The sequence below is a fragment of the Marinobacter sp. F4206 genome (genome assembly GCF_019392195.1).
GTDB lineage: Bacteria > Pseudomonadota > Gammaproteobacteria > Pseudomonadales > Oleiphilaceae > Marinobacter.
Window position 1 is genome coordinate 110,361 of sequence record NZ_JAHXKI010000001.1, and the last position, 26,854, is coordinate 137,214.

Genomic DNA, 26,854 nt, shown 5'->3' on the forward strand with positions numbered 1-26,854 from the left:
GTTGGTTTATCGGCAGTGAGAAAAATTCCTGAAGGGATACGCTTACTTTTCCGTTCAGCGCATCCTGTTCAGGCATCCCTGTCAGAATCGCGGGCCTCGCTTTATGAAAAAATGCGGCGGTTGGGCGTCTGAGAGTGAGCGACACTTTCGGCTTTGGGGTTTCGGGGGTAGAAGCGTTCAGGCAAACGCTCGATGTGCGGGAAGAAACGGGTGTCCTTGTAGGGCATTTTCATGAACCCGGAAACGCCGAGGCCAGCTATCTGTTCGACCGATGACAGGATCTTGTCCAGCAGCCGGCTGAATTCGTGCTCCCGGTCCGGATCGAGCAGTCGGTAATGACTGTGAATCTTCAGGTGGCGGGGCAGAGCCTCGAAGATGATCATGCCGGTGTGATGGATATTGTTCAGCGCTTCCAGCGCGTGAATGATGGTCTCGGGCAGGACCAGAAATTCTTCCGGGTCCGGGCCATCCTCGAAGTAGGAGTGCACGCGAGATTCGTCTTCTACCTCCGGCGCAGCGCTGACTTCGTAATGCAATTTCATGTCGGGCGACACCAGAAATGGCCGTCCGGGTTCATCCCGGTCGATGTGTAGGGTGTTGCGGGCATTGAATAGGCAGCTCTTGAAGATGCCTTTGCGGTAGATCGCTTGGGCCAGATAGACCATGTTGTTGACTGCTTGAACGAAGGCGGACTTCAACGCCGGATCATGAAGGTTCAGGGAGGTGTCGATGTAAACGCCGTCGGTTTCCCAGCGAACCGCCAGGCCTCCCTCGACAGGGTATCGGCCCAATCGGCTGACCGCAGCGAGAAAGGCCTTTTCCGTTTCGCCCATGCCCTGCATGAAGTTCTTGTAGTAGCGGTCGAGCTGCACGTCGTTGACGTCGTTAAGGGTTTCGGGTGCGCCTTCTTCGCGCAGGAAGGATTTCCGCGAACTGTAGACCACCGTGTCGATTTCCTGATCCGACTCCCGAACCCAGACGGGCACCTGCGGGGCTACCGGTTGCTCCGGCAGATCAATCATCACCGTGCGCGCCATCCGGGGCATTTCCTTCAGGTAGTAATCGCCGGCCTTGCGGCGGGTTTCGGGATCCGGTGCCAGCATGCCATCGAGCATGCGTGCAAATTCCATCGGCAGCCCCAGTGAGGTGGCGGGAATGGCCCGATGACCAAAACGGCACGATTGGGCCGAAGCCAGGGCATACAGCGTACCGGCCGCGCCCTGTTCATCAAAACGGGGTGACGACAGGCCGCCGTTCAGCTGTTCTTCGCCGATGAAGTAGACATCACCTAGCCGGGCGTTGGTTTGCTGGAGGTTATCGGACATCAGTTCCATCACGTTGGCGGTGATGAACTGCTGGTTCGCGTCCAGCTGGGCAAAGACCGACGAGCCCCAGTCAATCAGAGCGATGTTCTCGGTGCTGGCATCGAAGACCAGGTTCGATGGTTTGATGTCACCATGTACGATGGGGCGACCGGCCGGGCCATTTTCGCGGCGCAGGCTGCGCAAAATGTCGGCAAGCTGGTCAGCGATTCGTATGATCAGCCGGGGTTTCAGGCGCCCCTCATGCAGGGAGACTTCCTCGAGGTTAAGGCCGGCGGCTCGTTCCATGACCAGAATAGGCTGCTTATTGGCGCGCTCGTAGGAAATCAGCCGCGGCACTCTGGGGTGGCGGACCTGCTCGAGGATATAGGCTTCGTCCTCGAGCCGATCCTGCAAATGTTGGGGCAGGTTGATGCGGGTGAACTTGAAGACATGCTCGGGGCCACTGCTGCTCTGGCTCGGCAGGCGGCCGGAAAACACAAAGCCGTAGGCACCCTTGCCAATCAGCTCAATGTCCCGGTACCCGAGTTGGCGGAGTTGGGTGGTACAAAGTGCCACCCAGTCCTTCAGCTTCTTGGCGTCATCATGGCTGAGCAGATAGATCGACTGCTCTTCAGGAATATAGAACTGCTGCAGTTGAGTCTTCTGCTCCATGATGCCCCGTCAGCCCATATGCAACAGCATGGATTGCGGCGATTCCAGGTAACCCTTCCAGCGATTGCAGAACCGCGCGATGGTGCCGCCGTCGATGATGCGATGGTCTCCAGCCCAGCTTACGGTAAGGATGGCGCGTTCCACCACCTGGCCATTGGCATCAAAGCGTGGCAGCTTCTGGGTCCGGCCGAGAGCAACGATCGCCACTTCCGGCGCGTTGATAATGGGCGATGCGTAAGTGCCACCCAGTGCGCCGATATTGGAAATGGTGATGGTGCCGCCTTTGAGGTCCTCCTGACTGACACGGCCTGAGCGGGCCGCTTCGGTCAGCCGGGTCACTTCGTCGGCAATACCCAATAGGGTCAGGCTTTCAGCGCCCTTGACGTTCGGTACCATCAGCCCCGCCTTTCCATCCACGGCCATGCCGATGTTGCAGCTGGGCAGGTAGTGAATCTCGGAGACGTCGTCATTGAGACGACTGTTGAGCACCGGGAATTCCTGAACCGCCAGGGCCATGGCCTTCATGAAGAAGGGCATCAACGTCAGCCTTGAGCCTCGGGCTTCGGCCTCCGGCTTGAGCTGTTCCCGCAACCTTAGCAGGTCGGTGACGTCAATCTCTTCACTGTAGATGAAGTGAGGAATGGTGGTCGCCGAGGCCACCATGCTCCGTGCCATGGCGGCTTTTATACCCCTGAGAGGCTCTACCCGGACTTCCTGCTCACGCTCTGGTTGTCTGCGTGCTTCGCCGTTACCGGCCGGTTCTGAGTCACCTTCGGATTGCGAGGCTTGCGCGGGTTGCTCGAGATGGGCGAGTACATCGGCCTTCAAGACCCGGCCGTCCTTGCCGGAGCCGGCAATGTCACCCAGGCTGAGTTCGTGTTCCCTGGCCAGTCGGCGAACAGCCGGGCTGGCAGGAATTCGTTGCCGGTTTGCGGCCGCGACCGGAGCAGCCGGCGCCGACTTGGGCTCTGGCGCCGTTGTCGATTCGGCGTTTGCCCCGATGGATTCTTCGCGATCGCGTGGAATGAACGCGAACAGCGGCGAATGCACCTGGGCCATTTCCTGTTGCTGGTGATAGAGTTTGGTGATCCGACCAGCCTTGGGTGCGGTAATCTCGACCATCGCCTTGTCAGTCATGACATCGACCACCGGCTGGTCTTCCTCGATCTCGTCACCCTCGGCCACGCGCCATTCCACCACTTCGCATTCCACAATCCCTTCACCGATATCCGGCAGGATAAAGTCTTCGGTGGCATTGTCGCCGGAATCCGGGGTTGCGACGGGCTTCGGCGCCTGGTCGGGGGATGGGGCTGATTCCGCGGGCTCCGGCTTGGCCTCGCCCGCGCTATCGCTCTCATCCACCAGCTCAAACAGCGGGGCATGAACCTTGGCGATATCGCCTTCCTTGTAATACAGGCGGGTCACCTTGCCTTTGTAGGGTGCCGGGATTTCCACCAGGGCCTTGTCGGTCATCACCTCGGCCACTGGCTGGTCTTCTTCAATAACATCGCCTTCACTGACCAGCCATTTGACCAGTTCGCATTCCACGATACCTTCACCGATATCGGGCAGTATAAAATCACTCATATTCGCTCTCCTGTCCTGATATCAGCCTAGAATTCGACGCTCGCCCGGATGGCCTCATAGACCTTCAGGTGATTGGGCAGGTGCTCTTTTTCCAGCACCAACGGGAAGGGCGTGTCCATCCCGGTAACCCGCGCGATCGGAGATTCCAGATACAAGAAGCAGCGATCCTGGATGGTCGCGGCGATTTCACCGGCGAAGCCGCCGGTCAGGGGAGCTTCATGGGTAACCACCAGGCGTCCGGTCTTGAACACCGAATTGGCCACGGTTTCCACGTCCCAGGGGAGGATGGTCCTCAGGTCGATGACCTCGCAGGAAATGCCCTCTTTCTCGGCCATTTCTACCGCCTGCTCGATGACTTCCATCTGGGCACCCCAGCCCAGCAACGTAATGTCCGTGCCTTCCTTGATGACTTCGGCTTCGCCCAGCGGCAAGCGGTAATCTTCGTCTGGCACTTCGCCGACGGAAGCCCGGTAGAGGCGTTTCGGCTCAAAGAACAGAGTCGGGTTGGCGTCATGGATGGCACCCAGCAGCAGACCCTTGGCCTGGTGGGGATTGCGCGGCACCACAATTTTCAGTCCCGGAGTGTGGGCAAAGTAGGCTTCCGGTGACTGGGAGTGGTAGAGACCACCGGCAATCCCGCCGCCGTATGGGGCACGGATGGTCAGGCCTCCCACGTTGAACAGGTCGCCTGAACGATAGCGGAACTTGGCGGATTCGTTAACGATCTGGTCGAATGCCGGGAAGATATAGTCCGCAAACTGGATCTCGGCCACGGGCACGGAGCCCTGAGCGGCCAGGCCGTTGGCAAAGCCGATGATGCCCTGTTCCACCAGCGGGGTATTGAAACAGCGGGCCTTACCGTACTTCTGTTGCAGGTGGCTGGTGGCGCGGAAAACGCCGCCGAATACGCCGACATCCTCACCGAAACAGAGTACCCGCTCGTCCGCAGCCATGGCGGTGTCAAGAGCATTGTTGATGGCCTGGAGCATATTCATCTTGGACATATCAGGCCCCTCCCTTGGCGTGCTCGGCACTCTTTGGATATTCATCCGGGTAGCGGCGGATATGCGCCTTCAGTTTGTCAAACTGCTCCGCCAGAACCGGCGGAACTTCGTCGTAGACATCGCTCACCAGCGTCTCCAGCGGGGGTGGTGGCCGCTTCTGCGCCCGCTTCATGGTTTCAAGCACTTCGCGGCGCATGTTTTCCTGCAGCTGCTTCTCGTCGTCCTCACTCCACCACTTTTTGCTTTCGAGCCAGAGGCGCATGCGCAGGATGGGGTCTTTTTCGCGCCATACGGCTTCCTCGTCCTTGCTGCGGTAGCCAGACGGGTCGTCGGAAGACGAGTGGGCGGCAAGGCGATAGCTCATGGCTTCGATCAGCACGGGACGGTTATGCTCCACCGCCAGGCGGCGGGCTTCCCGGGTCGCCTCGTACATTGCCAGGATGTCGTTACCATCCACCCGGATCACGTCCATCTTGTAGCCATAGGCCCGTGGTGCGACACCGTCGGCGGCAAACTGCTCGGCCGCGGGTGTGGAAATGGCGTAGCCGTTGTTACGGCACAGGAAAATCACCGGAACGCGGTGAACGGCGGCCATGTTCAGGGCCGCGTGGAAATCACCTTCGGAAGCGGCGCCTTCACCGAAGTAGGTGATGGTGCAGTGCCCGTCGCCCCGCAGTTTCTGGCCATAGGCATAGCCGGTGGCCTGAGGGATCTGGGTCGCAAGCGGCGACGAAATGGTCATGTAGTTCAGCTTTTTCGAACCGTAGTGGACAGGCATCTGGCGGCCCTTGCCATAGTCCATTTCATTGCCGAACAACTGGTTCATGAACTCGTCAATGGAAAAGCCGCGGTAGGCGAGGGCGCCCTGTTCGCGGTACTGAGCCATGATCATGTCGTTGTCATCCAACGCCGCGGCACTGCCGATCACGGCCGCCTCTTCGCCGGTACACTGCATGTAAAAGCTCAATCGCCCCTGCCTCTGGGCAGCGAGCATGCGCTCATCGAGTATTCGGGTGGTGATCATGGCCCGGTAGATGCGAAGGGCCTTGTCTTTGTCGAGATCAGGAGCCTTGGCGCTCTTGTAGAGCGAGCCATCCTGTTTCAGAAGCTTGAAAGTGGGAATACGGAATTCCGCACCGTCTGTAAACACTGGGGAATACACAACTTTAGACTTTGTTGTTGTCATAATCCTCTTCCTGGGGTGTCGGCCTGAGGAACAAAACACTCCTTTTGGGAGTGTAGTTAATGTCATCGAAGACAGCCTGACGGAATCTGGTGTGATTCATTGCAGGTCGGGCTTTACCTTAACGTAAACTGCACGACGAAAATAGACCCATGGCCGGGATTTTAATGTTTAGTGCCGCGTCTGTTAGAGCGCAAATCAAACCTACACTGTAGTAAACGCCGGCGCGATTATGGCGGCCGAAACCGACACGCACATCGAGTGGTGTATGAACGACAAGCTGAAATTCCTTATGAATCGGTTGGGAGAGCGTCTCTGGGTCAAGCCGGTTCTTTTTTGTCTGGTGTCGATCGCGGTTGCTTTACTGGCAAAGACGGCGGATGTTGTGGAGTTTTTGGGCTTTCTCCCCGACATTTCATCCGATTCGGTTGAAAAACTCCTGACCGTGATGTCGTCGAGTATGCTTGTGATCGCCGTGTTCGCCGTCGGTTCCATGCTGGCCGCCTACGAATCCGCGGCCAGAAGTGCGACGCCCCGAACGTTTACCGTGGTTGTGTCGGATGACCGCTCCCAGAATGCCTTATCAACATTTGTGGGGGCATTCATCTTCAGCATTGTTGGTCTGGTTGCCGTCACTAATGGGTACTACGAGAAGGGCGGTATTTTTTCACTGCTGATCATCACGCTCATCGTGTTCGCCCTGGTTATTCTGAATTTCCTGAAATGGGTCGATGCAATTGCGCGCCTTGGTCGACTTGGGAATACCGTTTCAAAAGTCGAGGCCGCTGCAGAAAGCACCCTTCGTCAGCGTGGTCGGCATCCGACACTGGGCGCCCGCAAGGCCTTTGGCTCGACCGAAGGTGTAGCGGTGACGGTGGACTCGATCGGTTACGTACAACACATCGATGTTGCGGCCTTGCAAGCCATTGCGAAGAAAGGCCGCCTTCAAATCGAAGTTGCTATACTACCGGGGTGTTTCAAGATGCCCGATCAGCCTGTCGCATACTTGAGGCCTGATGGTGAACAGAGTGACGATGGTGTCCGTAAGACAGGCGAGGGTCTGACGAAAAAAATCGGCGAGGCGTTTGTGCTAGGCGATTTCAGGACGTTCGACGAAGACCCCCGGTTTGGCCTGATTGTTATGTCCGAGATCGCAAGTCGGGCTCTTTCTCCAGCCGTGAACGACCCGGGGACGGCCATCGGCGTCATAGACTCCCTGGTTCGGCTTTTTGTTACCTGGGTTCGTAACGCAGTGCCTGATGACTCACGGGCAGTGGAGTATGACCGGGTCCTGATCCCCGAACTGTCGCTTGACGACATGTTCGAGGATGCGTTCAGTGCCATCGCCCGTGATGGTGCCAAGTCGATCGAAGTAATGATCCGGCTACAAAAAGCGCTTGCGGGATTGGCTGAGCTTGGAGACGCGCCTATGCGCAAAGCCGCACGCGATCAGTCTGGCCTGGCGTTTCGGCACGCCAAGCAGGCACTACCTCTGGCAAGTGACGTTGAACGCTTGCAGGAGTTCGTGCTGGGAGAAGGCAAGGGCTAGACGAATTCAGGTATAGAAAATAAGGTCTTACCGCACATTCAAACATCCAGACTGGCGAGAAACATTTATGAGAGTGATCATCATTGGCGCGGGCATCATGGGAACCACGTTCGCCACTTTGGCCAAAGAGATTGCACCGGAATTAGAGATCACCATTCTTGAGAGACTCGATGGTCCCGGAGCGGGGAACTCCTGGGTATTTAATAATGCCGGCACCGGGCATGAAGCAAACTGCGAGCTTAACTACACCCCGGTGGATGAAGAGGTCATCTCGGTTGAAAAAGCCCTGAAGATTCATGCCCAGTTCAACGTTGCAAAGCAATTCTGGGCTCATCTGGTCGAGAAGGGGGCCATCAAGGATCCAAAGTCGTTCATCAATCAGACCAAACACTGCACCATTGTTGCCGAGTCTGCGATTGAGGAGCTGAGGTTACGCTTCAAGGAAATGTCGGCTCACCATTTCTTTGAGCAGATGCGTTACTCCGAAGATTTCGACGAAATTAAAAGCTGGATTCCCTACACCATGGAGGAGCGGCCCCGTCACGAAAAAATGGCGGCGACCGCTATTGAGACGGGCACGGACGTCAATTTTGGTGCTCTGACGGAGCAGATGGCGGAGTACGCCGTGAACGATCTCGGCGTAAAGATCCAATATGGTACCCATGTTAAACGTGTGCACCGCAGTCCAGCCGGGAGCTGGTTGGTCGAAACCGAAAGCGGGGGCGTTGCCACTCAATACAAGGCCGATGTGTTGTTTGTAGGCGCGGGTGGTGGTGCGTTCCCGATTCTGAAAAAGAGCCACCTGCCTTTTGCGAAGCGGTTTACCGGCTTTCCGGTAGGCGGGCGTTTCCTGCAGGCCCCGATCAGCGCCGAGCAGGCCGATCACTATCGCGCCAAGACCTATGGCAAAGCGAAGGTCGGTGCACCTCCGATGTCCGTGCCGCACCTTGATTTGCGGGTAGCCGATGGCCAGCACTACCTACTTTTCGGCCCTTTTGCCTCATTCAAGCCGGTTCTTGAACGGGGGCGTGGATTCCTGGATTACCTGCGTTCAATGCGATTGCACGATATCCCCGGCTTGCTGAACGTCGCGATGGAGCATTTTCCGCTGGTTAAATATCTGGTGTCGGAGACCTTCAAGGGCGAAAAAAGCATGTTCGAGGAACTGGATAGCTTCGCCCCTGGCATGAGCAAAAAATTCAACTGGAAGGCGGTTGAAGCCGGTCAGCGCGTGCAGATTATCAAAGATGGGGACTTGCAGATGGGCACCGAGATCCTTGTGTCGTCTGACAAAACCTACGGCACGCTCCTGGGAGCTTCCCCGGGCGCGTCGGTGTCGCCCGAAGTCATGTTGCGTTGTCTGGAGCAGTTGTTGCCAGCAATCTTCTCCGGTGAAGAAGCCGAAACAAAGAAGCGAGAGATCTTTCCTGAGGATAATCTTGAGACCCTGGCGAAAAATCCCGAGCGCTACCGGGAGATTCGCGATGCGGTCAACAAGCGGCTGGGCATAACCCAGTCCGGGGCAGAGTGAGGGCGACGTCTGGAATGAGCTGAAGGGTCGGGTCTACACTGAAGGAAGGGGCCAGGATTGATCTGGCCTCCGTGACCGATAAGCCCGTTGGGTGGTCCTATGTCTGTATCTGTGTTCGACCTGTTCAAAATAGGGATTGGCCCGTCCAGCTCCCACACCGTGGGCCCCATGGTGGCCGCTGCAACGTTTGCGCGGCAGCTTGAAACTGCCGGTGTGATTGCCCAAGTCCGCCGTATTCGGATCGAGCTATTTGGCTCGCTAAGCGCGACCGGGATCGGGCATGGCACCGACCATGCAGTGGTAGCAGGCCTGATGGGCAATCGTCCGGACTGTGTTGATCCCGAAGCCATAACGCCCACCATCGAACGTCTCAAACAGACCGGGATCCTGGAGCTGCCTGGGCAATATCCTGTGGCTTTCGATTGGGACCGGGACCTCTGCTTCCTCAACGAGACACTCCCATATCACCCCAACGCTCTTCGACTCGAGGCCCTGGATCAGAATAACCGACTGCTTTACGACAACACCTTCTATTCCGTAGGCGGTGGCTTTGTGATCGAGGAAAGTGAGGCCGTGGAGGGCGCGAAACTGGTGCCTCAGGCATCAGTCCCGTACGGCTTCAGTCGGTCATCGCAATTGCTTCAACTCTGCAAAACGAGTGGGCTCCGGATCAGCCAGCTGGTTATGGAGAACGAGAAAGTCTGGCGTTCTGAGCCCGAGATCCGGCACGAGCTGATGGCGATCTGGGCCGCGATGCAAGACTGCATTGCCTCCGGCCTGCGCAAGGAAGGTCCGCTCCCCGGAGGATTGGCGGTCGAACGACGTGCCAAGGGACTGCATCAGGCCTTGCTTCGGTGTGCTCAGCCCAATGTCATCAGCTCAACATTGGGCGCGATGGACTGGGTGAACCTGTACGCATTGGCCGTCAATGAGGAAAACGCCTGCGGTGGACGTATGGTGACGGCACCCACCAATGGCGCCGCGGGCATTATTCCGGCCGTTCTCATGTACTACATGGAGTTTGAGCCGCAGGCGTCGGCAAATCATGTCACCGAATTTCTGTTGGCAGCGGCAGCGATTGGCGCACTGTGCAAGGAAAACGCTTCGATATCCGGCGCTGAAGTGGGTTGCCAGGGTGAGGTGGGATCCGCCTGCGCGATGGCCGCGGCTGGATTGTGCGAGGTGCTGGGTGGATCGCCGGAACAGGTAGAGAACGCCGCGGAAATTGGGTTGGAGCACAACCTGGGGCTGACCTGTGATCCGGTCGGAGGGCTGGTTCAGGTGCCATGCATTGAAAGAAACGCAATTGCTGCGGTGAAAGCGATCAACGCCGCGCAAATGGCGCTGCGGGGCAGCGGCAAACACTTTATCTCTCTGGATAAGGTCATCAGCACCATGCGGGAGACAGGGAAAGATATGCAGGAAAAGTACAAGGAGACCTCCCGGGGCGGTCTCGCCGTTAATGCTATCGAATGCTGATCAGTCCGACGGGGACTGCCTAAGACATCGCAGAGGCGGGCATTTGGACCATCAGCCGAGAAACCTGTGCGTAATTTGTAACATTCGTGCCAGCCGAGCTACTGGAAGCTATTCAGGGAAAGCCTGAACCCTTGCCGAGCTTTCTCATAAGTCTCGATGACGGGGAATCGGGTGCAGTCACTTCCGTTGGCTTCCCGGTTTCTTTTGATGGTTTGAAGCCAAAGGAGGCTGCCATGGCACACAAATTTGCGGAAATCGCGTTCACCAGGACAGTAAGGCGGATCCAGGAATTAATGGGGAGTCGTTCCGGATACTCGGCTCTGGATTCGAGACCTGACTGTAATCATCTCCTCAGGGACCGGGAAGCGGCGTTTATTGCCGCCAGGGACAGTTTTTATATCGCCAGTGTCAGTGAAACCGGCTGGCCATATATTCAGCATCGGGGCGGTCCCAAGGGCTTTATGAAGGTTCTCGATGAATCAACGCTGGGCTTTGCCGATTATTCCGGCAACCGCCAATACGTAACCACCGGCAATGTGCAGAGCAATGATCGGGTGGCTTTGTTCTTTATGGATTACCCCAACCGGAGGCGGCTGAAACTGCTTGGCCGTCTGCGTTTGGTCGATAGCTCCGATGCCTCAACGTTGGCACGTCTGCACGATGATGGCTACAAGGCCCGGGTGGAGCGGGGAATGATTATCCATGTCGAGGCGTTTGACTGGAATTGCCCGCAGCACATCACTCCCCGGTACAGCCAGTCTGAGGTGGAAGAGCTGCTTGAGTCGATGGGTCATGAGGAGCATGACTGAAGGGGAGGGCTGGCGCTTGCCTTGGCGCGCTCAAGGCTGGACCGAAGCTTGGCACTGTGCCGTCGGAATTAATTCATTTTTTTTGGTAACAGATCTTCTTCAAGGGAGTCTTTGGGAATGTATCGAACGTCTCCAACTCTCACCTGCAAAGTGAAGAATGATGAAGAACCAAGAGCTCAATCTGTTGCACGTGTTCAATGCCATCATGACCGAAGGGTCCATTACTCGGGCGGCGGACCGTCTTGGAATGACACAACCAGCGGTCTCGAATGTTGTTTCTCGTATGCGTACGGTCTGGAAGGACCCGGTGTTCGTGAAGAGGGGGCGACAGGTTGAACCCACCTCCTATGCTCTGAGTCTTTGGGACCAGGTTCGGTCTCCTCTCTTTGAGCTGTCCAGCGCTGTCAATTCCTCGCGATTCGATCCGCGTGAATCTCGCCGGATACGGCAGTGAAGCACCTTCGTGAGGCAAATGTTGATCTGGTGATTGGGGTGCTGGCGGAGCCCGACCACAGTCTTCGGAGCGTTTGGTTGTTCGATACCGGGTATGTCCTGGCAATGAGAGAGGACCACCCGTTGGGTCTGACGGACATTGATCTCGACGAATTTTTGGCCGCGCGCCACCTCCTGGCGACCATGTCCGGAGACGCCCATGGTGTGGTGGACAGTGCACTCAGCAAGCAAGGGCTGGAGCGCAGGGTCGTAGCGACAGTAAACCACTTTTCTGCGGTACCGGATTTGCTGCGAAAGTCCGATCTGGTGGCGGCCATTCCCGAGGTCATTACCGGTGATTGCGACTTTTGCTCCGGCCTTGTGACCAGGGACTTGCCCATCGACGTGGATCCGACCAGTCTTTACCTGGCCTGGCATGCCCGTCATGATCGGGATCCCGGCGTTATCTGGCTGCGAGATAAAGTGAAACAGATCGGCCAGGATTGTTGGACGCGGGCCATGGCCTCACGCGGGATTGACTGTGCGGAGTTTGAGAAGCAGCGTTCAAACTTTGTGTCTTCTTTGCAAATTTGATGGCCTTGTTACGCAATGGCCGTCATATTCAATTTCTTCCAATCCCTTGGTGTCATTCCCGTGTTTTTCTTGAAGGCTCTGGAGAAACCGGAGGCGTCTTCGTATCCGACCTCAAAACCTATGATCGACATGGGCTTGTCTTTCAGCATCAGCTTTTTGGCAGTCGCTATGCGGGTGTTCTGGACATACTCACCCGGCGCCAGTGCAAGCAGGCTCTTGAAGTGCTGAATGAACGTTGACCGGGACATAGCTGCCACATCCGCAAGTCTCTCGACGGACACATCGCCATTGAGATTGCTATTGATGTAGTGGAGAACCTTGCTCAACTGCCTGTCAGCCAGTGCCGAGAGCATGCCTTTCGGTGTGGCTCCTTCCGAGACGATATGCCTGAGAACGTTGACGAAGATGACTTCCACCAGGCGGTTCATCACCGCGTCTTTGCCCTCCCGTCCGGCTTCCGCTTCCGAAAAAAGAACGTTCACGAAAGACTCCAGGCCCTGAACGGAAGACAGCGGAAGAATGACAACGGACGGGAGCGCCTCGAGAACCGGATTCCGGGAGCCTGTCTGAAACTTGACGGATGCGCAGACCAGTTCCGCACCCTCCCTATGACCTCCGAACAGCTGATGTGGCTGAGAACGCACTGAAAAGACCAGCGTAGGCTCCTGAAGCATAACCTTCTCTCCGTTGGCCTCGATAATATCGAGTGACCCCGCGCGAAGGACATGGATGTATCCCGTTCCTTCCTCCTCGAAAGAGGCAAGTCCGCAGAGCTGTCCGCTGAAAAACACCCCGGCATTAACATTCAACTGCTCGAGTATGTAAGAAAGCCTGTCCATATCCACCCCCAGATAATTGGCATAAAAGTCTGAACGATCGTACGCATTCAGTACCCCGCGAGGCCTTAATGTTTCAAACGTAGTCATCATTCACTCAAAGGAGATTCAAAATGACTCGTTTCAAGAAACTTCGTGCTTTGGTTGCGGTTGCCTCTATGAGCGCAGCGGTTGGTGCTTTCGCGGCGGATATCGATATGAACGCCAATGCCAACGACGTAGCCATCAGTGGCTATGACCCGGTTGCGTACTTTTCCGATTCAGAGGCCACCCAGGGCTCTGACGAATTCACCGCCACCTACAAGAACGCGATCTATCACTTCGCAAGCGCTGAGAACCGTGATCGGTTCCGCGCGGATCCCAGTGCTTACGCACCCCAGTACGGCGGTTACTGTGCTTTTGGCGTCACCATGGAGAAGAAATTCGATGTGGATCCAGAGGCCTGGAGAATCGTCGATAACAAGCTTTACCTCAACCTGAATAAAGACGTCCAGAAGCGTTGGCTTACCGATGTGCCGGGCTTCATTGCAGATGCAAATGACATCTGGCCGGACATCAAGACTGTCGAAGCTTCAGAGCTTTAATGCTGTGGCAGTGATCTGACTGTTTTCCGGGTCCTCTTCTGTTCAAGGCAAGGACCCGGAACTGAAAACTGAAAGGTGATCGAGATGAACCAGAAACTTCTTATCAGCGCGGCCTTTGCCGCAGCGCTGGCCGGAGCCGTCGCGGCACCCATGGCCCACGCCGGTGGCAAGGAAAAGTGTTACGGCATTTCGGCAGTCGGTGGAAATGACTGTGCAAACCTGGCCGGTACCCATTCCTGCGCCGGACAAGCGAAGGTCGCTAACGATCCGGGCGAGTACAAGGTTGTCGAAAAAGGCACCTGTGAGGACCTGGGTGGGTTCGACAAAGAAACCGCCATGAAAATTATTGCCGGGAAAGGTTAGGTGTCATGAGCAATCGTCAGGACACAGTCTCGTCGCCGTCGTCTCTGAAGCGTTCCGCTGTTGGGGTTGGGTTGCGGCCTGACCACTACCAGGACGCTCTGGAAAACGCCGTTGCGGCAGATTTCCTCGAGGTGCACTCGGAGAATTTCTTCGCAGAGGCGGGAGTTGCCGTCGAGCTGCTGCAGGACATTTCGGATAACACACCGATAAGCCTGCATGGCACTTCAGCAGGTTTGGGGTCTGTTGAGGCTGTTCCTGACGATTACCTGAAGAAGCTCAAGCGGCTGGTCGAGCGCGTGAATCCAGTACTGGTGTCGGATCACCTGTGTTTCACCTGGGCCAGGATCGGGGGGCGGCTATTCCATGGTGGTGACCTTCTGCCCATCCCCTATACAAAGGAAAGTCTGCATCACGCGGTGATCAATATTGACCGCGTTCAATCCTACCTGGGGCGCCGGATTGCTGTTGAGAATGTCTGTGCCTACATCGATTTCGAACACAGTGAGTTCGACGAAGCTGACTTCCTGAACGAGATTGTGGTGCGCACTGGCTGTGGGCTGATCCTCGATATCAACAACCTCATGGTGAACGCCCGAAATGCCCGGGTGCCAACGCCGGAGGATTACGTTGATCGCTATATAGAGGCCGTGGCTAGCGATGCCATCATGGAAATTCACCTTGCAGGGTCAACGCCCGTCGCAGCATCGGAACTCCTGATTGACGATCATGCCTGCCCGGTCTCGGAGGCTGGATGGGGAGCCTATCAGAAGACGCTTAATCAGCTTGGGCCCCGACCCACACTGATCGAATGGGATTCGAACCTTCCATCGTGGGGAACGCTTCTCGGTGAGGCAACCAGGGCGAAAAAGGCGCAGCGCAGGCTAGCCGGGTGGAGAGCGAAAAAATGAACCTGTCTGAGTACCAACGTCAGTTCCTGGGGTACGTGTTTGGCGATAGTGGGGCGCCAGTATTGGCAAATGCGGATGTTTACCGGTTCGGGATAGAAGCGAAGGCGGTTCGTGCCCTGGGGTATCAATACCCAACGGTTAAGGCGCTGGTGGGACCGTCTGTGTTTCAGGGGCTGGCGACCGACTATTTCAGGATGATGAAAAAGCAGAGCGGTGACTGGGCGGATTTCGGTTGGGGCTTTCCTGGCTGGATAGCCTCGCACCGGGTTTCGGATCAGGTGCCTTATATCCCGGATGTCTCAAGGCTGGATAGCCACGTGAGCCAGGTGGAGCGAATCCACTACGACGAGCTGGATGTCGAGGGCTTTTCAGTGATCGAAGAGGGGCTGGCCCGCTGCACCCTGATCCTCAACGGTGCGGTGCAGTTTTTCAGGTCGACTCATCCGGTTGTCAGTATCTGGGAAGCACACAAGAGTCCAAACCCGCGGGAGACCCTCAGTTTTGCTCAGGCCAGAAGGATGATTGCCAAGGGCCAGGGCCAGAATGCGCTGGTTTTCCGGTCAGGCGGGCGGGGAATGGTGCAGGCCGTTCCGGAAAGGGATTTTCTGGTACTTGAGCACCTGAAGGAGCAAAGAAGTATTGCTCAGGCCCTGGGCGAAGACCTTCTTCTTGAAAAGAACTTATCTGGTTGGCTGCAGGACATGATTGCGAAAAGAGTAATCGTGAGTGCCAAGCGAATTCATTAGTTGGAGATGGACATGAAATCCTTAGCTTACAGTTTCTATGGGGTTAACGAATCGGTTCAGCGCCTGATAGGAAGTCTATTGCCGATATCCTTGCTGGTTGGTCGCGTCTACGTCGCCTGGGTTTTCTTTAAGGCAGGCCTGACAAAAATCGATGACTGGGGGACCACTCTGTTCCTATTTGAGGAGGAATACAGCGTTCCATTGTTCAGTCCTGAAGTCGCGGCATTTCTGGCGACATTCGGAGAGCTGGTGTTTCCTGTTCTGCTGGTTCTCGGATTGTTTTCGTTGCTGTCCGCCGCGGGTCTCTTTGTCATCAATATTGTGGCGGTCATCAGCCTTGAAATGATTGCGCCGGCTGCCGAGCTTTATCACGTTGTCTGGGGGCTCATTCTTTTGGCCCTCGCAATGTGTGGTCCTGGTTTATGGTCACTGGACAAAGCGATCACCTCGCGACTGAAGAGAGGTTGATTTCCCATCACTCACCCCTTGGCGCATTCGGCATTAACCTCGCATCGATAGTGTTCGCCGAATGCGCTCTTTTTATTCCTTGAAGCAGTTATCCGGAGGTTATTGCTTGTGGCAATTGTAAATCTGAATTCCTTTGATGAGCTGGGCGATCTGGCACACAAGTACGAGTGGTTATTGCTGGATTTCTGGGCGACCTGGTGTGCGCCCTGTAAGGCAATGAACCCGGTGTTTGAACAGTTTAGTGAGCTAAACCCGGAGACTCTGGTCGTTAAGATCAACGTGGATGCGAAGCATGACCTGGCGGTTAAGTTCGGCCTCAGGGCAATACCGACCCTGGTACTTCTCAGAAGAGATCAGTTGATAGGCCAGGATGCCGGATCAAAGTCATTGAACGATCTGGGAGACTGGGTCAACGCATTGAAGCAGTCGGTGTCGACCTCAGCCTGACATCGGGCAACGTTTGAGTTAACTCAGTTTAGCCGGGCAATGCTTCAGCACGCCGAGAATGTCTTTTTGTTTCATCCAGGTGCGAAGAAAGGCTGGAACGTGTTTAAGGTAGACTGCCGAACCGAAATCAATGATGGCGGGGCGGCCGGATTTCAGGGCAATAATGTTGCCGCTGTTGCCCAGATCCATATGGACCAGTTGATAACGGTGTAGCTCTTTTGTGCAGAGGTAGAGATGGTTGAAAAGCCTTCGGGTATCTCTCCTTCGGCATTTAATTGCTTAATCGTTTTCCCTTGCAGGTGCTGGTATGAGATTGTTCTTCGGTCTGAGGGGAGCTCTACCGAGGAAGGCGTAAACGGGAAGGATTCCGCGCGCTTCAGCATCGCGAATTCATGGGAGGCCAGGAACTTAAAGTACCCATTCAATGGCATGGTCACGTATGGGTAGGTCTTGAATACGCGCTGTTTTTCGTAACTGGTTTCAGGGAGAGAGATTTTCGGCTTATGCCATTTGTCTTTGCCCGTGGGGCGATCAGCGGATGGCTCGGACCTTGTGGGTGGATGGTTACTGGATGTGCTGGTATCAACGGTCATGAAAGGTTCCTCCTAAAAGGAGGAGGTTATGGTTCTGTAGTCATCGCGATTTGGCTGGAAATTTTTTTTATTGTGCGAATGATTCTTGCAGCCCGGGTGCAGCTCCGGCAGGGTCAGGAATGCGCAGATAAGGAGAGATGGATTCGTTAATGACCATGGAGACACCCAGGTACCAGGTTCTTGAGGAGGCTCTGAAACAGAGTATCCAGAGTGGTCGATGGCACAGCGGCGAACGCCTGCCATCGATAAGAGTGCTATGCCAGCGTTATGGCCTCTCCAAGATAACGGTACAGCATGCACTGCAGCGGCTTGAAGCTCAGGGGCTTGTTGAAGCCCGGGAAAGAAGTGGCTTCTTCATAACTCCGTCACGGCGCCAATTCGAAAGTCCAAAACAGGCCTCAAGGATTGACCCGCCCCAGGTTGTGTCGGTAAGCCAGGTGTTCCAGGACATCATGACTCGAAGCGCAGCTTTTGATTTGCTTCCGAATCCTCATGGAGCTGAGCCACCGCCGGGGATCACCCAACTGAATCGATGCATCGGTAGAGCTTTGAGGCGCCAGAAGGGGAGTTTCCAGTACTACGACGAGCCTGCTGGCGACGGCGAATTGAGACACCAACTCGCACTCCGCTCCGCCCGTAGGGGGTGGAATGCGGATGCGGATGATTTCTGCATTACGTCCGGTTGCCAGCAAGCCTTGTTCCTGGCCTTGATGGCAGCATGCCAGTCAGGGGATGTGGTTGCTGTTGAGGCTCCCGGCTTCTACGGTGTCCTTCAATTGATTGAGCAACTGCAATTGAAGGTGGTCGAGATCCCCGCATCGCCGCAGACCGGCATGGATATTTCAGCGCTTGAAAAGACCCTGGAGTCCTGGGACGTCAAAGCCTGTGTGGTGTCTCCCTCGTTTGCGACGCCCGGTGGTGCAATCATGCCGCCAGATGCCCGTCAGCGCCTGCTAGAGCTCGCCGACCGCCACGAACTCGCTGTTATCGAAGATGACATCTATGCAGAGTCTGGCTGGCTCGGCGTGCCCGACACCCTCAAGGCGATTGATACGTCCGACCGGGTCATCCACTGCAGCTCGTTTTCCAAGGTGCTTTCACGGGACCTTCGTATGGGGTGGGTTTCAGGCGGCCGGTGGCACTCGAAAATACGGCAATTGAAACTGACGTCTCAACTCGCCAGCAGCCGTTTCCTGCAAGAGGGGGTGGCGGAGTTTATAACGGAGGGGGGATACACCGCTTTTCTTCGCCGCTATCGGCAAAGCCTTCGGCTTCAGCGTGATCAGTTGCTTGAATTGCTTGGCAACTGGCCCGTTCCCTTGCGAGCGACAACGCCCCGCGGTGGGCTGACACTCTGGGTTGAGCTCCCCGAAGAAATTGACACGCTGCGGCTTTATTCCAGAACGTTGGCGGAGGGCATCGTGATTACCCCCGGTAGCCTGTTCTCGGTGTCCGGGCGTTTCGGCAACTGTCTGAGAATCAGCTATGCCCATCCCTGGACTGCCGACCGAACCGCCGCACTGGAGAGACTGCCTGAACTGATTGCCTGAAGCGTTCTCATCTGTCCCTATTGTTTTTAAAAACACTGGTCCTGCACCTATCCGCTGCGACTCATTAACCTGTTGCGATCCCTCCGACCGAATATTGGCAAGGTGCGCAGCTAATGACTCAACTCATCCCCGCTAAACAACTCGAATCTTCTTCCGCCCGTGACGGGACGGCAGGCAAAATTCAGCCCCGGAGCTTCACTGGACGCTATCGTCGACTAAGGATCGTGGGAGGCACCGTTCTCTTTGCGCTGTATTTTGGGGTGGCCTGGATGAACTGGGGGGAGAGACAGGCGGTGCTCTGGGATCTCTCGGAGAAAAAGTTTCACATTTTCTCGGCCACATTCTGGCCGGAAGATCTCGTGCTGCTCTCAGCCATTCTGCTGATCTGTGCCTTTGGGCTGTTTTTTCTCACCGCTTTGGCCGGCCGGGTCTGGTGTGGTTTTGCCTGCCCCCAGAGTGTCTGGACCTGGGTGTTCCTTTGGACCGAGCGCCTGGCAGAGGGGGACCGCTCCAAACGAATCAAACTCGACGGTGCGCCACTCAGCTTCAACAAGGTTGCCCGTCGTAGTTACAAACACGGCCTTTGGTTACTGGTTAGCCTGGTTACGGCCATCACGTTCGTGGGTTATTTCACACCCATCCGGGGGCTGGTCGGCGATATCCTGACGATGGAGGCATCCGGGTGGGCCGTGTTCTGGATCCTGTTTTTTACTGCGGCTACCTACCTGAACGCCGGATGGCTGAGGGAAAAAGTCTGTTTTCACATGTGCCCCTATGGCCGCTTTCAGTCGTCCATGGTGGATCCGGATTCTCTGGTCATAGCGTACGACGCCGTGCGTGGTGAACCCCGGGGATCTCGTCGAAAAGACTCAGAGCCCAGAACTGACCGGCTGGGCGACTGTATTGATTGCCAAATGTGCGTGCAGGTGTGCCCAACCGGCATCGACATTCGTGACGGACTGCAAATGGAATGCATCGGCTGCGCTGCCTGCATAGATGCATGCGACTCGATCATGGATAAGATGGGCTACGAACGGGGCCTGGTTCGTTACGCCAGCGAAAGGCAATTGAATGGAGGCACATCGACCCTGTTAAGACCGCGCCTGCTTGGCTACTTTGGCATCCTGGCCCTGATGGTTGGCCTCTTCTCCTGGGGGGTGGCGTCCCGGCCCCTGGTAACACTGGATGTTGAGAGAGACCGGGGTATGTACCGGTTCACGTCGGAAGGGCAGGTTGAAAACAGCTACCTGCTGAAGCTGACCAACAAAAGCAACCGCGGGCAATTTCTTACGATTATGGCTGGGGGCGTTGAACGAGCCACCGTCACAGGACCGGACGGCATTACCCTGGCCCCGGGCGAGAAGACAGAGATTCCGTTCTCCATTGCTTTCCATCCGGCCGATATCGGAAGCGGCACGACCGATATTGTCTTCGAAGTAAGCACGGAGGATAGGCATGGCGAGTTAGTCACGGAGACCAGCACGTTTATTGGGCCTCAGATCAACTGAACATCAGTACCGGGTGACGAGGGGGATGACGTGAGCAAGAGGTAGTTGGACGGGCAGGCCATCCCAGAGCATGGCCTGCCGTTTAGGGACCTGGTTGGTTAATAACCCTGGCGAAAAAATTCCATACGAATGCCGCTGGACTCAAAGACCAAGTTCGCTGAGGCCCGGGTGGTCATCCGGTCTGCGACCGAGTGGCCAGTGGAATAGCCGGTCAGTCTCTTTGATCGGGCAATCGTTGATACACGCGAACCGTCGTTGCATGAGGCCGTCTGCATCAAACTCCCAGTTTTCGTTGCCGTAGGATCGGAACCAGTTCCCGCTGTCGTCATGCCATTCATAGGCGTATCGCACGGCGATGCGATTGTCGGTATAGGTCCAGAGTTCCTTGATTAGGCGATAGTCCAGTTCACGATCCCATTTACGGGACAGGAAGCCTTCGACCTGTTCCCGCCCTTCAACAAACTCAGCTCGATTGCGCCAGGAGCTGTTCTCGGTATAGGCGAGGGCAACTCGGGCGGGGTCTCGAGTGTTCCAGCCGTCTTCGGCCAGACGGACTTTCTCGATCGCGCTTTCGAGGGTGAACGGAGGAAGCGGTGGACGTTGGGTACTCATGAGGTTTCTCCAGTTTGGGGAAATGGGCAATAAGTTGGGCCGCCGGATTCAGAGCAGGGCGACCAATTCGCTTCGTGCCCGATGCAGGATGACCCGAAGGTTTCCGTGCGAGATCGCTAGCACATCGGATACCTGAGAGCCGGTCAGAGGGCTCATGCCTTTGAGCAAAAGCGCATTGGCGTGATCCCGGTTCATGGTTTTCATTTCAAGCCGAATCCGGTCACGAACCCTGGATCTCTGGACAGCCATTTCCGGTTCGCTTAGGTGAGTCGGCGGTCCAAACGAGCGATATTCAGGCGAGCTTTCCGATAGCAATTCCAGGCTTGGTGTTGCAGGAAACTCTCTTCGATTTTCCCGGTAGGTGTTCAAGGCCTTGTTGGCGACGATTCGGCAGAGCCAGGTTTTCAGGGAGGATCGCCCTTCGAACGATGAGATGGCGCCGAGAGCCGCCAGCCACGCCTCCTGGGTAGCATCCTCGGCAACTGCCGCTGAGGTATATCGCTGCGCAACTCGCAGCATCACAGGGTGGTATTTGCGGTAGGCCTCATCGAAGGCCCTGGGGTCACCCGATTGCAATGCCTCGACCAGGTCACCCGCCAGATTGGAACCTTCTGGTTTCGGCAAGTTATTCAATACAGTGGCCATATGATTCGTTTCCATGCCTCAAGACTTGAAACCTCAAGTCCTTGGTTGATTGACTCATCAGCAATCCGCCCGACCAAATCGACGGGAACACCAATCAAAAACCGACATGGATTGATACTTCGTTCCTGGATTGCAACAAATAGACAGATCGGTCTATTTCTGAGTATAGACAGATCGGTCTATATTGGTCAATATGAAGTCAGAGGAAAAAAGGGGGGGGCACACATGGGTAGAAGGCAGGATTTGGTCGACACGGCTTTGAGGCTTTTTTACGAGCACGGAATTCATGCGATTGGCATTAATCAGGTGCTTCAGGAGGCAGGCGTCGCAAAACAGACGCTGTATAACCATTTTGAGAGCAAAGACAGTCTTGTGGAAGCCGTCGTCGAAAAACGGGATAACCTGTTCTTTACCTGGTTGGAACAAAGGATGAATAGCCAGCCTCCCGGAAACGAGGCGATCCTGGAAATGTTCGATGCTGTGAATGATTGGATCAACAATCGAGTCCCGACGTTGCACCGTTTCTATGGCTGTTTTTTCATCAACACCTGTGGGGAATACAGTGATCCGGAGCATCCGGTCCATAAACGGTGTGCGACCCACAAAAAGCGCATTTTCGAACTGCTAAAACAGCACGCCCTGGCTCTCAGGGACTCGGACAAGGATGCCGAAGATCTGGCGAACGCCCTCTTTTTTCTGAAAGAGGGCGCTATCGTCAAAGCCCATGTTGAAGGCGATCTTGAGGCTGCCGTCAAGGCCAAAGCCATCGCAGAAAGTATGCTTTAGCGCGGCGCGCTGGCCTGGGCCCAGGGGGGCGTAGCATTTAAGCAGTCCCGGCAGCGACCCGATTCAACAGACGGGTAGAGCCCCGCATTGTGTCCGGCAATGCGCCCTTCATCCGAGGCTTCATGCAGGAGCGGCAGCTCGTTGTTGGCGTCACCGGCAATAAAAATATGAGGTTCGCTCGTCTGCATCGTGCGCGGGTGGTAGACAGGCACGCCTTGCGAATTCAGCACCATACCGTTGTTCTCAAGTCCAAGTTTGTCGGTATTGGGAGTGCGGCCGGTGGCAGCGAGAACGTAATCAACGGTCACCGTGTGAATAACGCCGTCTGCATTCCGGTAACCGACCCACAAACCGGTCTCGTTCTCGTCTGACCCGATCAAGCACGGCCTTGCCATCGGGATCGACGGTCGGCACCTGAACTTTTCCGCCGCCTTGATAGGGCCATTCTCCGCTGGGCGGATCCGGGAAAAGTGGACGGTTGGCCGGGAAAATTGGCCATCTGTTCACAGTCGACACAGCCTCGGTTTCACCGTTCGAGCCCGGTCCCGAAGCTCAGGACTGATGCAGTCAAGTGCGGTGCGGGTGTGGATATCCAATTTCAGGTACAGGGTTCCAACGGTAAATGGGCGGTCAAATGACCGCCCATTGTCTTTTGCAGTTGCCCGGTTGCGGAATTACAGGTCAAGGGTTTCAAACGCAGTGTTGTTACCAGCCTCGATATCTTCCTGGCTGACGCCTTCGGCCTGCGCGAGGGCAGAGAACGCGAAAACTGAAAATGCGATGAGAAATTTGTTGAGAGCTTTCATGTGATGATTCCACCTGTGTAAACAGTTAAGTTAAGAACGAATGTCACCTTATTGGCTTGAGACCAAGTTTCGCTGTTTACACGGTGCTAAAAAAATTTCGGTACCGTATGCCAAACATCAGTTTTGGTGATGTGAAGGAAAACTGAAATTTGCCGCACCGGTGAGAAAACTGTCCTATAGTTGTTGGGGTATCAGCGCTTTAAATCTGTTTGCAGCTGTTTTCCGCCTTTGAAGACCCAGTAGTAACGGAAATTGCAGAGCTTAATCGTTTCTGACGTTTAAGAGCAGGGAGCACTCTCGCATGACCGTTGGCCGCTTTCCCCAAGCTAACCCAATTGCGGTTCCACTTTTATGCAGCCAAACGCGGCGTGCAGAGTGGAGTTGCGCCCCTCGATCCTGTATCCCCGTTCCCCGAGCGGTCCAGTTCTCGCGTAAACGTCTGTTTATGGCTCGTAATCAACAAGGAGAGTGAAATTATGAAAGCGTTACGCTTATTGGTCCTGACGGGATGGCTTGTGGTCCCCGCCTCGGTAGTTGCCCAGGACGCCGAAAAGCCCAACATCCTGGTGATCTGGGGCGATGACATTGGCTTCTGGAACATCAGCCATAATAACCGCGGCATGATGGCCTATCAGACGCCTAACATCGATCGCATTGCCGATGAGGGCGTGGCCTTTACCGACTATTACGGGCAGCAGTCCTGCACAGCCGGGCGGGCCGCCTTCGTCGGTGGCACAGTCCCGGTTCGCACGGGTATGACCAAGGTCGGCCTGCCGGGTGCACAGGAGGGCTGGCAGGAGTCCGACATCACCATCGCGGCGGTTATGAAGTCCCTTGGCTATGCGACTGGCCAGTTCGGCAAGAACCACTTCGGGGATCGGGACGAACACCTGCCCACTAACCACGGTTTCGACGAGTTTTTCGGCAACCTCTACCACCTCAACGCAGAGGAAGAGCCGGAACATCGAGACTACCCGGGCGATTACGTGCTGCCCAGCGGTGAGACGTTCAGGGAGAAGTGGGGGCCACGGGGCGTCATCAAAGCGTCCGCTAACGATGACGGCACGCAAACCATCGAAAATACCGGTCCGCTGACCAAAAAACGCATGGAGACCGTTGACGAGGAGACGCTTGAGGCTGCCAAAGACTTCATCAAACGGCAGCACGAAGCCGGCAAGCCCTTTTTCACCTGGTGGAACGCTACCCGGATGCACTTCCGCACGCACGTCAAGGAAGAGCATATGGGCATCAGCGGGGCAAGCGGCAACGAGTATCATGACGGCATGGTCGAACACGACCGGCATGTCGGTGAACTTCTCGATCAGCTTGACGAGCTTGGCATCGCCGACAACACCATCGTGTTTTATTCCACCGATAACGGCCCGCATTACAACACCTGGCCGGACGCGGGCACCACGCCCTTCCGTAGTGAGAAAAACTCGAACTGGGAGGGCGCATACCGGGTTCCGGCCTTCGTGCGCTGGCCTGAAAAATTCCCCGCGGGCACAACCATTAACGGCCTGGTCGCACATGAAGACTGGATGCCCACGTTCGCCTCAATCGGCGGAAAGGACAACCTCAAGGAAGAGCTGCTCGACGGCTACGACGCTATTGGCCGTGAGTACAAGAACCACCTCGACGGCTACGACCTGAGTGAATATCTGTCAAAAGCCGGCAGCTTCGAAACCATTAACGACGATATAGCGGCTTCGCCGCGCAAGGAGTTCTGGTACTTCAACGATGACGGCCAGGTGGTCGCGATCCGTCTGGGTGACTGGAAAGGCGTATTTTATGAAAATCGCGGCGAGGCGTTTGAGGTCTGGCGGGAGCCGTTTACAGAGCTCAGGGTTCCGCTGCTTTTCAACCTGCGCCGAGACCCGTTCGAAAAGGCGCAGCATAACTCAAACACCTACAACGACTGGTTCCTGGATCACTCATTTGTGCTGGTTCCGATGCAGGCAGCGGCGGCCCGGTTCTCACAAACCTTCATCGACTACCCGCCGAGTCAAAAGCCGGGTTCGTTTAACCTTGAGGGGATTGTCGAGAAACTGAAGGAGACGAGCGGAGCGCGTTAATCTGTAGGCCCGACCCTGAGCCGTGCCCGGCAGGATTGTTCGTCGGGCGCGGCTTACAGCCACGTCGGCAAAACGGACCAGGCGCTCAGCAAAGCGCCAGAGCGGCAGTGGGTTGTTGTCGATATGAAGGCTGATTTCAGGCACACCTTCACCATTTTTCCAGCAGAACAGTTAAGTTGAGATAAAGTCTGTTAATTCGAACTGGCCGCTCGATTCGTTCATTATCTGTCGCTGGCGCTGACATCGAGGCGGTACTTGCTGGCAGAGGGATTGCCCTGGTGAGATACAGCCTGGTCGCCGATCTCCTCAACGCCGACTTGCTTCAGTGCCCAATGGATATTTCGGTGCCAGCGGAATACCAGTATTACCTCGTTGCACCCGAGGCCAAATTTCGTACTGACAAGGTCCGTGCATTTGTTTCGTGGATTACCGGACAAGTACCGGCGGGGTAGCCTCCATGGATTCACCCGGCAAACCGCTCAGGTTTTCATGTGAATGTCGCGCTGGGGGTAGGGCATGGAAATACCGGCTTCATCGAAAGCCTCCTTCATCTGATGCGTCAGATCCCAGTAAACATCCCAATAGTCTGCTGTTTTTGCCCAGGGGCGACAGATAAAGTTTACTGAGCTGTCAGCGAGCTGGTGCACACGCATGACTGGCGCAGGCGTTTTCAATATGGCCGGGTGGTTGGTCACCACTCGTTCCATCACCGCCAGGGCCTCCGAAATGGAGTCTTCATAGGAGATGCCAAACACCAGATCAACCCGCCGTACTTTGCTTGCCGTCACATTAGTGATCACATTTCCCCAGACGTTTTTATTCGGAATTACAATAATCTGGTTGTCTGGCGTCGTAACCGTCGTCGCAACAATACTCACAGATTTGACGGTACCGCCAACACCCCCGATCTGGACGTAGTCGCCCTCATCAAATGGTTGGTAGACCATGATCATCAGACCGCTGGCGAAATTGCCCAGCGTTTCCTGAAGCGCGAAAGCCAGAATAAACGAAGCCCCACCGATCATGGCGAAGATCGGCGCGATATTGACCCCAAGGCCAGCCAGTACAAGCAAGAGACCTATGGTGAGTACCAGCCAAAAAACCACACCGACAAGGAACGTCTCCAAAAGCTTGGAAATGGTTGGAACCCGCCCAATCCACTTGCGGGCGGCACTTCCGGCGGTTCGGGCAACTGCGAGCAGCGCCAGGACAGCGAGAAGAAGAATCCCCAGGTCCTTGAGAATGGCTATGCCACCATCTCGACGAGTTGCCCAGCTCAAAATGGCCAGGATGATGGCTTTGGGGCTTGCAAGGGCGGTTTCATTGAAAAGAATGGAGTCGCGATAGGTGCGCAAATCCTTTACCAGGTCAGGGTTTCCACCTTTGCTTTCGAGCGCGTCCACCACCAGGGTGTAGCGCTCAAACACTTCCATGCGTGCTTCCACCATGCCTGCGACCTCCTGGTAGGCTTTCTTGGTCGCAGTCTCAGGATCATTATTCAGGCGGATTTTCTCGTCAGAAATCTTCTCTGTTTCAGCCTTGACCACCTCCTGCCAGGCAAGCGCCAGCGGCTTGAGCTCCTCTTTGGTCATAGGAACGATGCGATGGGACAGTTCCTCGACTGCAATCTGTGGATTTGTGAGGGCCTGGTCATTTACCGGCTGAGCCTGTGGCATGCCCGCGTTGAGGAATACAAGAATGCATACGAATAAAAGGAGGAAGGGGTTGATTACACGCATCGGTTTGCTCTTTATGTATGCCGTGCTCATTGAAACGACCGGGG

General features: G+C 55.8%; 28 protein-coding genes. 17 read left to right on the forward strand and 11 right to left on the reverse strand.

Annotated elements, in window-relative coordinates; translation table 11 throughout:
- Positions 1-101: 101 nt before the first annotated feature.
- From KZO34_RS00550 to KZO34_RS00565, 4 genes are read right to left on the reverse strand one after another with little or no spacing between them, the layout of a single operon-like run.
- A complete protein-coding gene (locus KZO34_RS00550; RefSeq protein WP_219472245.1) occupies positions 102-1,976 on the reverse strand; it encodes a protein kinase domain-containing protein in 1,875 nt (624 codons plus the stop codon).
- A gap of 9 nt (positions 1,977-1,985) precedes the next feature.
- Positions 1,986-3,563, reverse strand: a complete 1,578-nt coding sequence (locus tag KZO34_RS00555; RefSeq protein WP_219472249.1) for a dihydrolipoyllysine-residue acetyltransferase — start codon at positions 3,561-3,563, stop codon at positions 1,986-1,988.
- A gap of 26 nt (positions 3,564-3,589) precedes the next feature.
- Complete coding sequence (locus KZO34_RS00560) at positions 3,590-4,567, reverse strand: alpha-ketoacid dehydrogenase subunit beta (protein ID WP_219472252.1); 978 nt, start codon at positions 4,565-4,567, stop codon at positions 3,590-3,592.
- Position 4,568: 1 nt separating this feature from the next.
- Complete coding sequence (locus KZO34_RS00565) at positions 4,569-5,753, reverse strand: thiamine pyrophosphate-dependent dehydrogenase E1 component subunit alpha (protein WP_219472256.1); 1,185 nt, start codon at positions 5,751-5,753, stop codon at positions 4,569-4,571.
- A gap of 229 nt (positions 5,754-5,982) precedes the next feature.
- On the opposite strand from KZO34_RS00565, the gene KZO34_RS00570 reads away from it, so the two are divergent.
- From KZO34_RS00570 to KZO34_RS00590, 6 genes are all read left to right on the forward strand, one after another.
- Positions 5,983-7,299, forward strand: a complete 1,317-nt coding sequence (locus KZO34_RS00570) for a DUF2254 domain-containing protein (RefSeq protein WP_257900120.1) — start codon at positions 5,983-5,985, stop codon at positions 7,297-7,299.
- 67 nt (positions 7,300-7,366) lie between these two features.
- The gene (locus tag KZO34_RS00575; protein ID WP_219472261.1) at positions 7,367-8,830 is read left to right on the forward strand and encodes a malate:quinone oxidoreductase; all 1,464 of its coding nucleotides are present in this window, start codon (positions 7,367-7,369) and stop codon (positions 8,828-8,830) included.
- Positions 8,831-8,929: 99 nt separating this feature from the next.
- Complete coding sequence (locus tag KZO34_RS00580; RefSeq protein WP_219472264.1) at positions 8,930-10,309, forward strand: L-serine ammonia-lyase; 1,380 nt, start codon at positions 8,930-8,932, stop codon at positions 10,307-10,309.
- A 233-nt stretch (positions 10,310-10,542) separates the two neighbouring features.
- Positions 10,543-11,118, forward strand: coding sequence for a pyridoxamine 5'-phosphate oxidase family protein (locus tag KZO34_RS00585; protein ID WP_219472267.1), 576 nt, complete (start codon positions 10,543-10,545; stop codon positions 11,116-11,118).
- A gap of 205 nt (positions 11,119-11,323) precedes the next feature.
- The gene (locus KZO34_RS18755) at positions 11,324-11,572 is read left to right on the forward strand and encodes a LysR family transcriptional regulator (protein WP_308318753.1); all 249 of its coding nucleotides are present in this window, start codon (positions 11,324-11,326) and stop codon (positions 11,570-11,572) included.
- Complete coding sequence (locus KZO34_RS00590) at positions 11,569-12,144, forward strand: LysR substrate-binding domain-containing protein (protein ID WP_308318748.1); 576 nt, start codon at positions 11,569-11,571, stop codon at positions 12,142-12,144. The genes KZO34_RS18755 and KZO34_RS00590 overlap by 4 nt, the downstream gene beginning before the upstream one ends.
- An 8-nt stretch (positions 12,145-12,152) precedes the next feature.
- Here the strand turns inward: KZO34_RS00590 and KZO34_RS00595 are convergent, their stop codons facing one another.
- Positions 12,153-12,983 carry an AraC family transcriptional regulator gene (locus KZO34_RS00595; RefSeq protein ID WP_219472269.1) on the reverse strand — a complete coding sequence of 277 codons (831 nt, stop codon included), beginning with the start codon at positions 12,981-12,983 and terminating at the stop codon, positions 12,153-12,155.
- Between the two features lie 110 nt (positions 12,984-13,093).
- On the opposite strand from KZO34_RS00595, the gene KZO34_RS00600 reads away from it, so the two are divergent.
- The 6 genes from KZO34_RS00600 to KZO34_RS00625 all read left to right on the forward strand — a co-directional run bounded on the left by KZO34_RS00600 (position 13,094) and on the right by KZO34_RS00625 (position 16,496).
- Positions 13,094-13,564, forward strand: a complete 471-nt coding sequence (locus KZO34_RS00600) for a YHS domain-containing (seleno)protein (protein ID WP_219472274.1) — start codon at positions 13,094-13,096, stop codon at positions 13,562-13,564.
- 84 nt (positions 13,565-13,648) lie between these two features.
- Positions 13,649-13,927, forward strand: coding sequence for a BufA1 family periplasmic bufferin-type metallophore (locus tag KZO34_RS00605; RefSeq protein ID WP_219472276.1), 279 nt, complete (start codon positions 13,649-13,651; stop codon positions 13,925-13,927).
- 5 nt (positions 13,928-13,932) lie between these two features.
- Positions 13,933-14,835 carry an MbnB/TglH/ChrH family RiPP precursor modification enzyme gene (locus KZO34_RS00610; RefSeq protein WP_219472279.1) on the forward strand — a complete coding sequence of 301 codons (903 nt, stop codon included), beginning with the start codon at positions 13,933-13,935 and terminating at the stop codon, positions 14,833-14,835.
- A complete protein-coding gene (locus tag KZO34_RS00615; RefSeq protein ID WP_219472292.1) occupies positions 14,832-15,581 on the forward strand; it encodes an HvfC/BufC family peptide modification chaperone in 750 nt (249 codons plus the stop codon). Before KZO34_RS00610 ends, KZO34_RS00615 begins: the two co-directional genes overlap by 4 nt.
- Before the next feature lie 12 nt (positions 15,582-15,593).
- Complete coding sequence (locus KZO34_RS00620; RefSeq protein ID WP_219472294.1) at positions 15,594-16,049, forward strand: DoxX family protein; 456 nt, start codon at positions 15,594-15,596, stop codon at positions 16,047-16,049.
- Positions 16,050-16,157: 108 nt separating this feature from the next.
- Entirely contained in the window at positions 16,158-16,496 is a 339-nt protein-coding gene (locus tag KZO34_RS00625; protein ID WP_219472297.1) for a thioredoxin family protein, read from the forward strand.
- A 152-nt stretch (positions 16,497-16,648) separates the two neighbouring features.
- Here KZO34_RS00625 and KZO34_RS00630 read toward each other — a convergent pair whose 3' ends face one another.
- Positions 16,649-17,089 (reverse strand): hypothetical protein, encoded by a 441-nt coding sequence (locus KZO34_RS00630; protein ID WP_219472300.1) that lies wholly within the window; start codon positions 17,087-17,089, stop codon positions 16,649-16,651.
- A gap of 149 nt (positions 17,090-17,238) precedes the next feature.
- On the opposite strand from KZO34_RS00630, the gene KZO34_RS00635 reads away from it, so the two are divergent.
- Both KZO34_RS00635 and ccoG read left to right on the forward strand, forming a co-directional pair.
- Positions 17,239-18,639 (forward strand): aminotransferase-like domain-containing protein, encoded by a 1,401-nt coding sequence (locus KZO34_RS00635; protein ID WP_219472303.1) that lies wholly within the window; start codon positions 17,239-17,241, stop codon positions 18,637-18,639.
- 113 nt (positions 18,640-18,752) lie between these two features.
- Positions 18,753-20,147: a cytochrome c oxidase accessory protein CcoG gene (gene ccoG / locus KZO34_RS00640; protein WP_219472306.1), complete on the forward strand. Its 1,395-nt coding sequence runs from the start codon at positions 18,753-18,755 to the stop codon at positions 20,145-20,147.
- A 141-nt stretch (positions 20,148-20,288) separates the two neighbouring features.
- Here ccoG and KZO34_RS00645 read toward each other — a convergent pair whose 3' ends face one another.
- Entirely contained in the window at positions 20,289-20,759 is a 471-nt protein-coding gene (locus tag KZO34_RS00645; RefSeq protein ID WP_219472309.1) for a nuclear transport factor 2 family protein, read from the reverse strand.
- A gap of 48 nt (positions 20,760-20,807) precedes the next feature.
- The gene (locus tag KZO34_RS00650) at positions 20,808-21,404 is read right to left on the reverse strand and encodes an RNA polymerase sigma factor (protein ID WP_219472310.1); all 597 of its coding nucleotides are present in this window, start codon (positions 21,402-21,404) and stop codon (positions 20,808-20,810) included.
- Here KZO34_RS00650 and KZO34_RS00655 point away from each other — a divergent pair, their 5' ends adjacent.
- Positions 21,405-22,190, forward strand: coding sequence for a TetR/AcrR family transcriptional regulator (locus tag KZO34_RS00655; RefSeq protein WP_257900122.1), 786 nt, complete (start codon positions 21,405-21,407; stop codon positions 22,188-22,190). It abuts the gene before it with no gap.
- On the opposite strand, the gene KZO34_RS00660 is transcribed toward KZO34_RS00655, so the two are convergent.
- The gene (locus KZO34_RS00660; protein ID WP_257900123.1) at positions 22,187-22,570 is read right to left on the reverse strand and encodes an FAD-dependent oxidoreductase; all 384 of its coding nucleotides are present in this window, start codon (positions 22,568-22,570) and stop codon (positions 22,187-22,189) included. The genes KZO34_RS00655 and KZO34_RS00660 overlap by 4 nt on opposite strands.
- 294 nt (positions 22,571-22,864) lie before the next feature.
- Positions 22,865-22,996 (reverse strand): hypothetical protein, encoded by a 132-nt coding sequence (locus tag KZO34_RS18570; protein ID WP_257900124.1) that lies wholly within the window; start codon positions 22,994-22,996, stop codon positions 22,865-22,867.
- A 476-nt stretch (positions 22,997-23,472) separates the two neighbouring features.
- On the opposite strand from KZO34_RS18570, the gene KZO34_RS00665 reads away from it, so the two are divergent.
- The gene (locus KZO34_RS00665) at positions 23,473-25,071 is read left to right on the forward strand and encodes an arylsulfatase (RefSeq protein WP_219472314.1); all 1,599 of its coding nucleotides are present in this window, start codon (positions 23,473-23,475) and stop codon (positions 25,069-25,071) included.
- A 242-nt stretch (positions 25,072-25,313) separates the two neighbouring features.
- The gene (locus KZO34_RS00670) at positions 25,314-25,523 is read left to right on the forward strand and encodes a LysR substrate-binding domain-containing protein (RefSeq protein ID WP_308318754.1); all 210 of its coding nucleotides are present in this window, start codon (positions 25,314-25,316) and stop codon (positions 25,521-25,523) included.
- A 27-nt stretch (positions 25,524-25,550) separates the two neighbouring features.
- Here KZO34_RS00670 and KZO34_RS00675 read toward each other — a convergent pair whose 3' ends face one another.
- Positions 25,551-26,810 carry a mechanosensitive ion channel family protein gene (locus KZO34_RS00675; RefSeq protein WP_219472316.1) on the reverse strand — a complete coding sequence of 420 codons (1,260 nt, stop codon included), beginning with the start codon at positions 26,808-26,810 and terminating at the stop codon, positions 25,551-25,553.
- Between the last annotated feature and the right edge of the window lie 44 nt (positions 26,811-26,854).

Coding starts and splice junctions, on each gene's coding strand:
- KZO34_RS18570 (WP_257900124.1), bottom strand. CDS start 22,996: ATGAAAGCTCTCAACAAATTTCTCATCGCATTTTCAGTTTTCGCGTTC.
- KZO34_RS00620 (WP_219472294.1), top strand. CDS start 15,594: ATGAAATCCTTAGCTTACAGTTTCTATGGGGTTAACGAATCGGTTCAG.
- KZO34_RS00635 (WP_219472303.1), top strand. CDS start 17,239: ATGACCATGGAGACACCCAGGTACCAGGTTCTTGAGGAGGCTCTGAAA.
- KZO34_RS00615 (WP_219472292.1), top strand. CDS start 14,832: ATGAACCTGTCTGAGTACCAACGTCAGTTCCTGGGGTACGTGTTTGGC.
- ccoG (WP_219472306.1), top strand. CDS start 18,753: ATGACTCAACTCATCCCCGCTAAACAACTCGAATCTTCTTCCGCCCGT.
- KZO34_RS00580 (WP_219472264.1), top strand. CDS start 8,930: ATGTCTGTATCTGTGTTCGACCTGTTCAAAATAGGGATTGGCCCGTCC.
- KZO34_RS00605 (WP_219472276.1), top strand. CDS start 13,649: ATGAACCAGAAACTTCTTATCAGCGCGGCCTTTGCCGCAGCGCTGGCC.
- KZO34_RS00655 (WP_257900122.1), top strand. CDS start 21,405: ATGATTCGTTTCCATGCCTCAAGACTTGAAACCTCAAGTCCTTGGTTG.
- KZO34_RS00610 (WP_219472279.1), top strand. CDS start 13,933: ATGAGCAATCGTCAGGACACAGTCTCGTCGCCGTCGTCTCTGAAGCGT.
- KZO34_RS00575 (WP_219472261.1), top strand. CDS start 7,367: ATGAGAGTGATCATCATTGGCGCGGGCATCATGGGAACCACGTTCGCC.
- KZO34_RS00565 (WP_219472256.1), bottom strand. CDS start 5,753: ATGACAACAACAAAGTCTAAAGTTGTGTATTCCCCAGTGTTTACAGAC.
- KZO34_RS00550 (WP_219472245.1), bottom strand. CDS start 1,976: ATGGAGCAGAAGACTCAACTGCAGCAGTTCTATATTCCTGAAGAGCAG.
- KZO34_RS00600 (WP_219472274.1), top strand. CDS start 13,094: ATGACTCGTTTCAAGAAACTTCGTGCTTTGGTTGCGGTTGCCTCTATG.
- KZO34_RS00585 (WP_219472267.1), top strand. CDS start 10,543: ATGGCACACAAATTTGCGGAAATCGCGTTCACCAGGACAGTAAGGCGG.
- KZO34_RS00645 (WP_219472309.1), bottom strand. CDS start 20,759: ATGAGTACCCAACGTCCACCGCTTCCTCCGTTCACCCTCGAAAGCGCG.
- KZO34_RS18755 (WP_308318753.1), top strand. CDS start 11,324: ATGACCGAAGGGTCCATTACTCGGGCGGCGGACCGTCTTGGAATGACA.
- KZO34_RS00665 (WP_219472314.1), top strand. CDS start 23,473: ATGAAAGCGTTACGCTTATTGGTCCTGACGGGATGGCTTGTGGTCCCC.
- KZO34_RS00560 (WP_219472252.1), bottom strand. CDS start 4,567: ATGTCCAAGATGAATATGCTCCAGGCCATCAACAATGCTCTTGACACC.
- KZO34_RS00630 (WP_219472300.1), bottom strand. CDS start 17,089: ATGACCGTTGATACCAGCACATCCAGTAACCATCCACCCACAAGGTCC.
- KZO34_RS00570 (WP_257900120.1), top strand. CDS start 5,983: ATGGCGGCCGAAACCGACACGCACATCGAGTGGTGTATGAACGACAAG.
- KZO34_RS00595 (WP_219472269.1), bottom strand. CDS start 12,983: ATGGACAGGCTTTCTTACATACTCGAGCAGTTGAATGTTAATGCCGGG.
- KZO34_RS00555 (WP_219472249.1), bottom strand. CDS start 3,563: ATGAGTGATTTTATACTGCCCGATATCGGTGAAGGTATCGTGGAATGC.
- KZO34_RS00650 (WP_219472310.1), bottom strand. CDS start 21,404: ATGGCCACTGTATTGAATAACTTGCCGAAACCAGAAGGTTCCAATCTG.
- KZO34_RS00675 (WP_219472316.1), bottom strand. CDS start 26,810: ATGCGTGTAATCAACCCCTTCCTCCTTTTATTCGTATGCATTCTTGTA.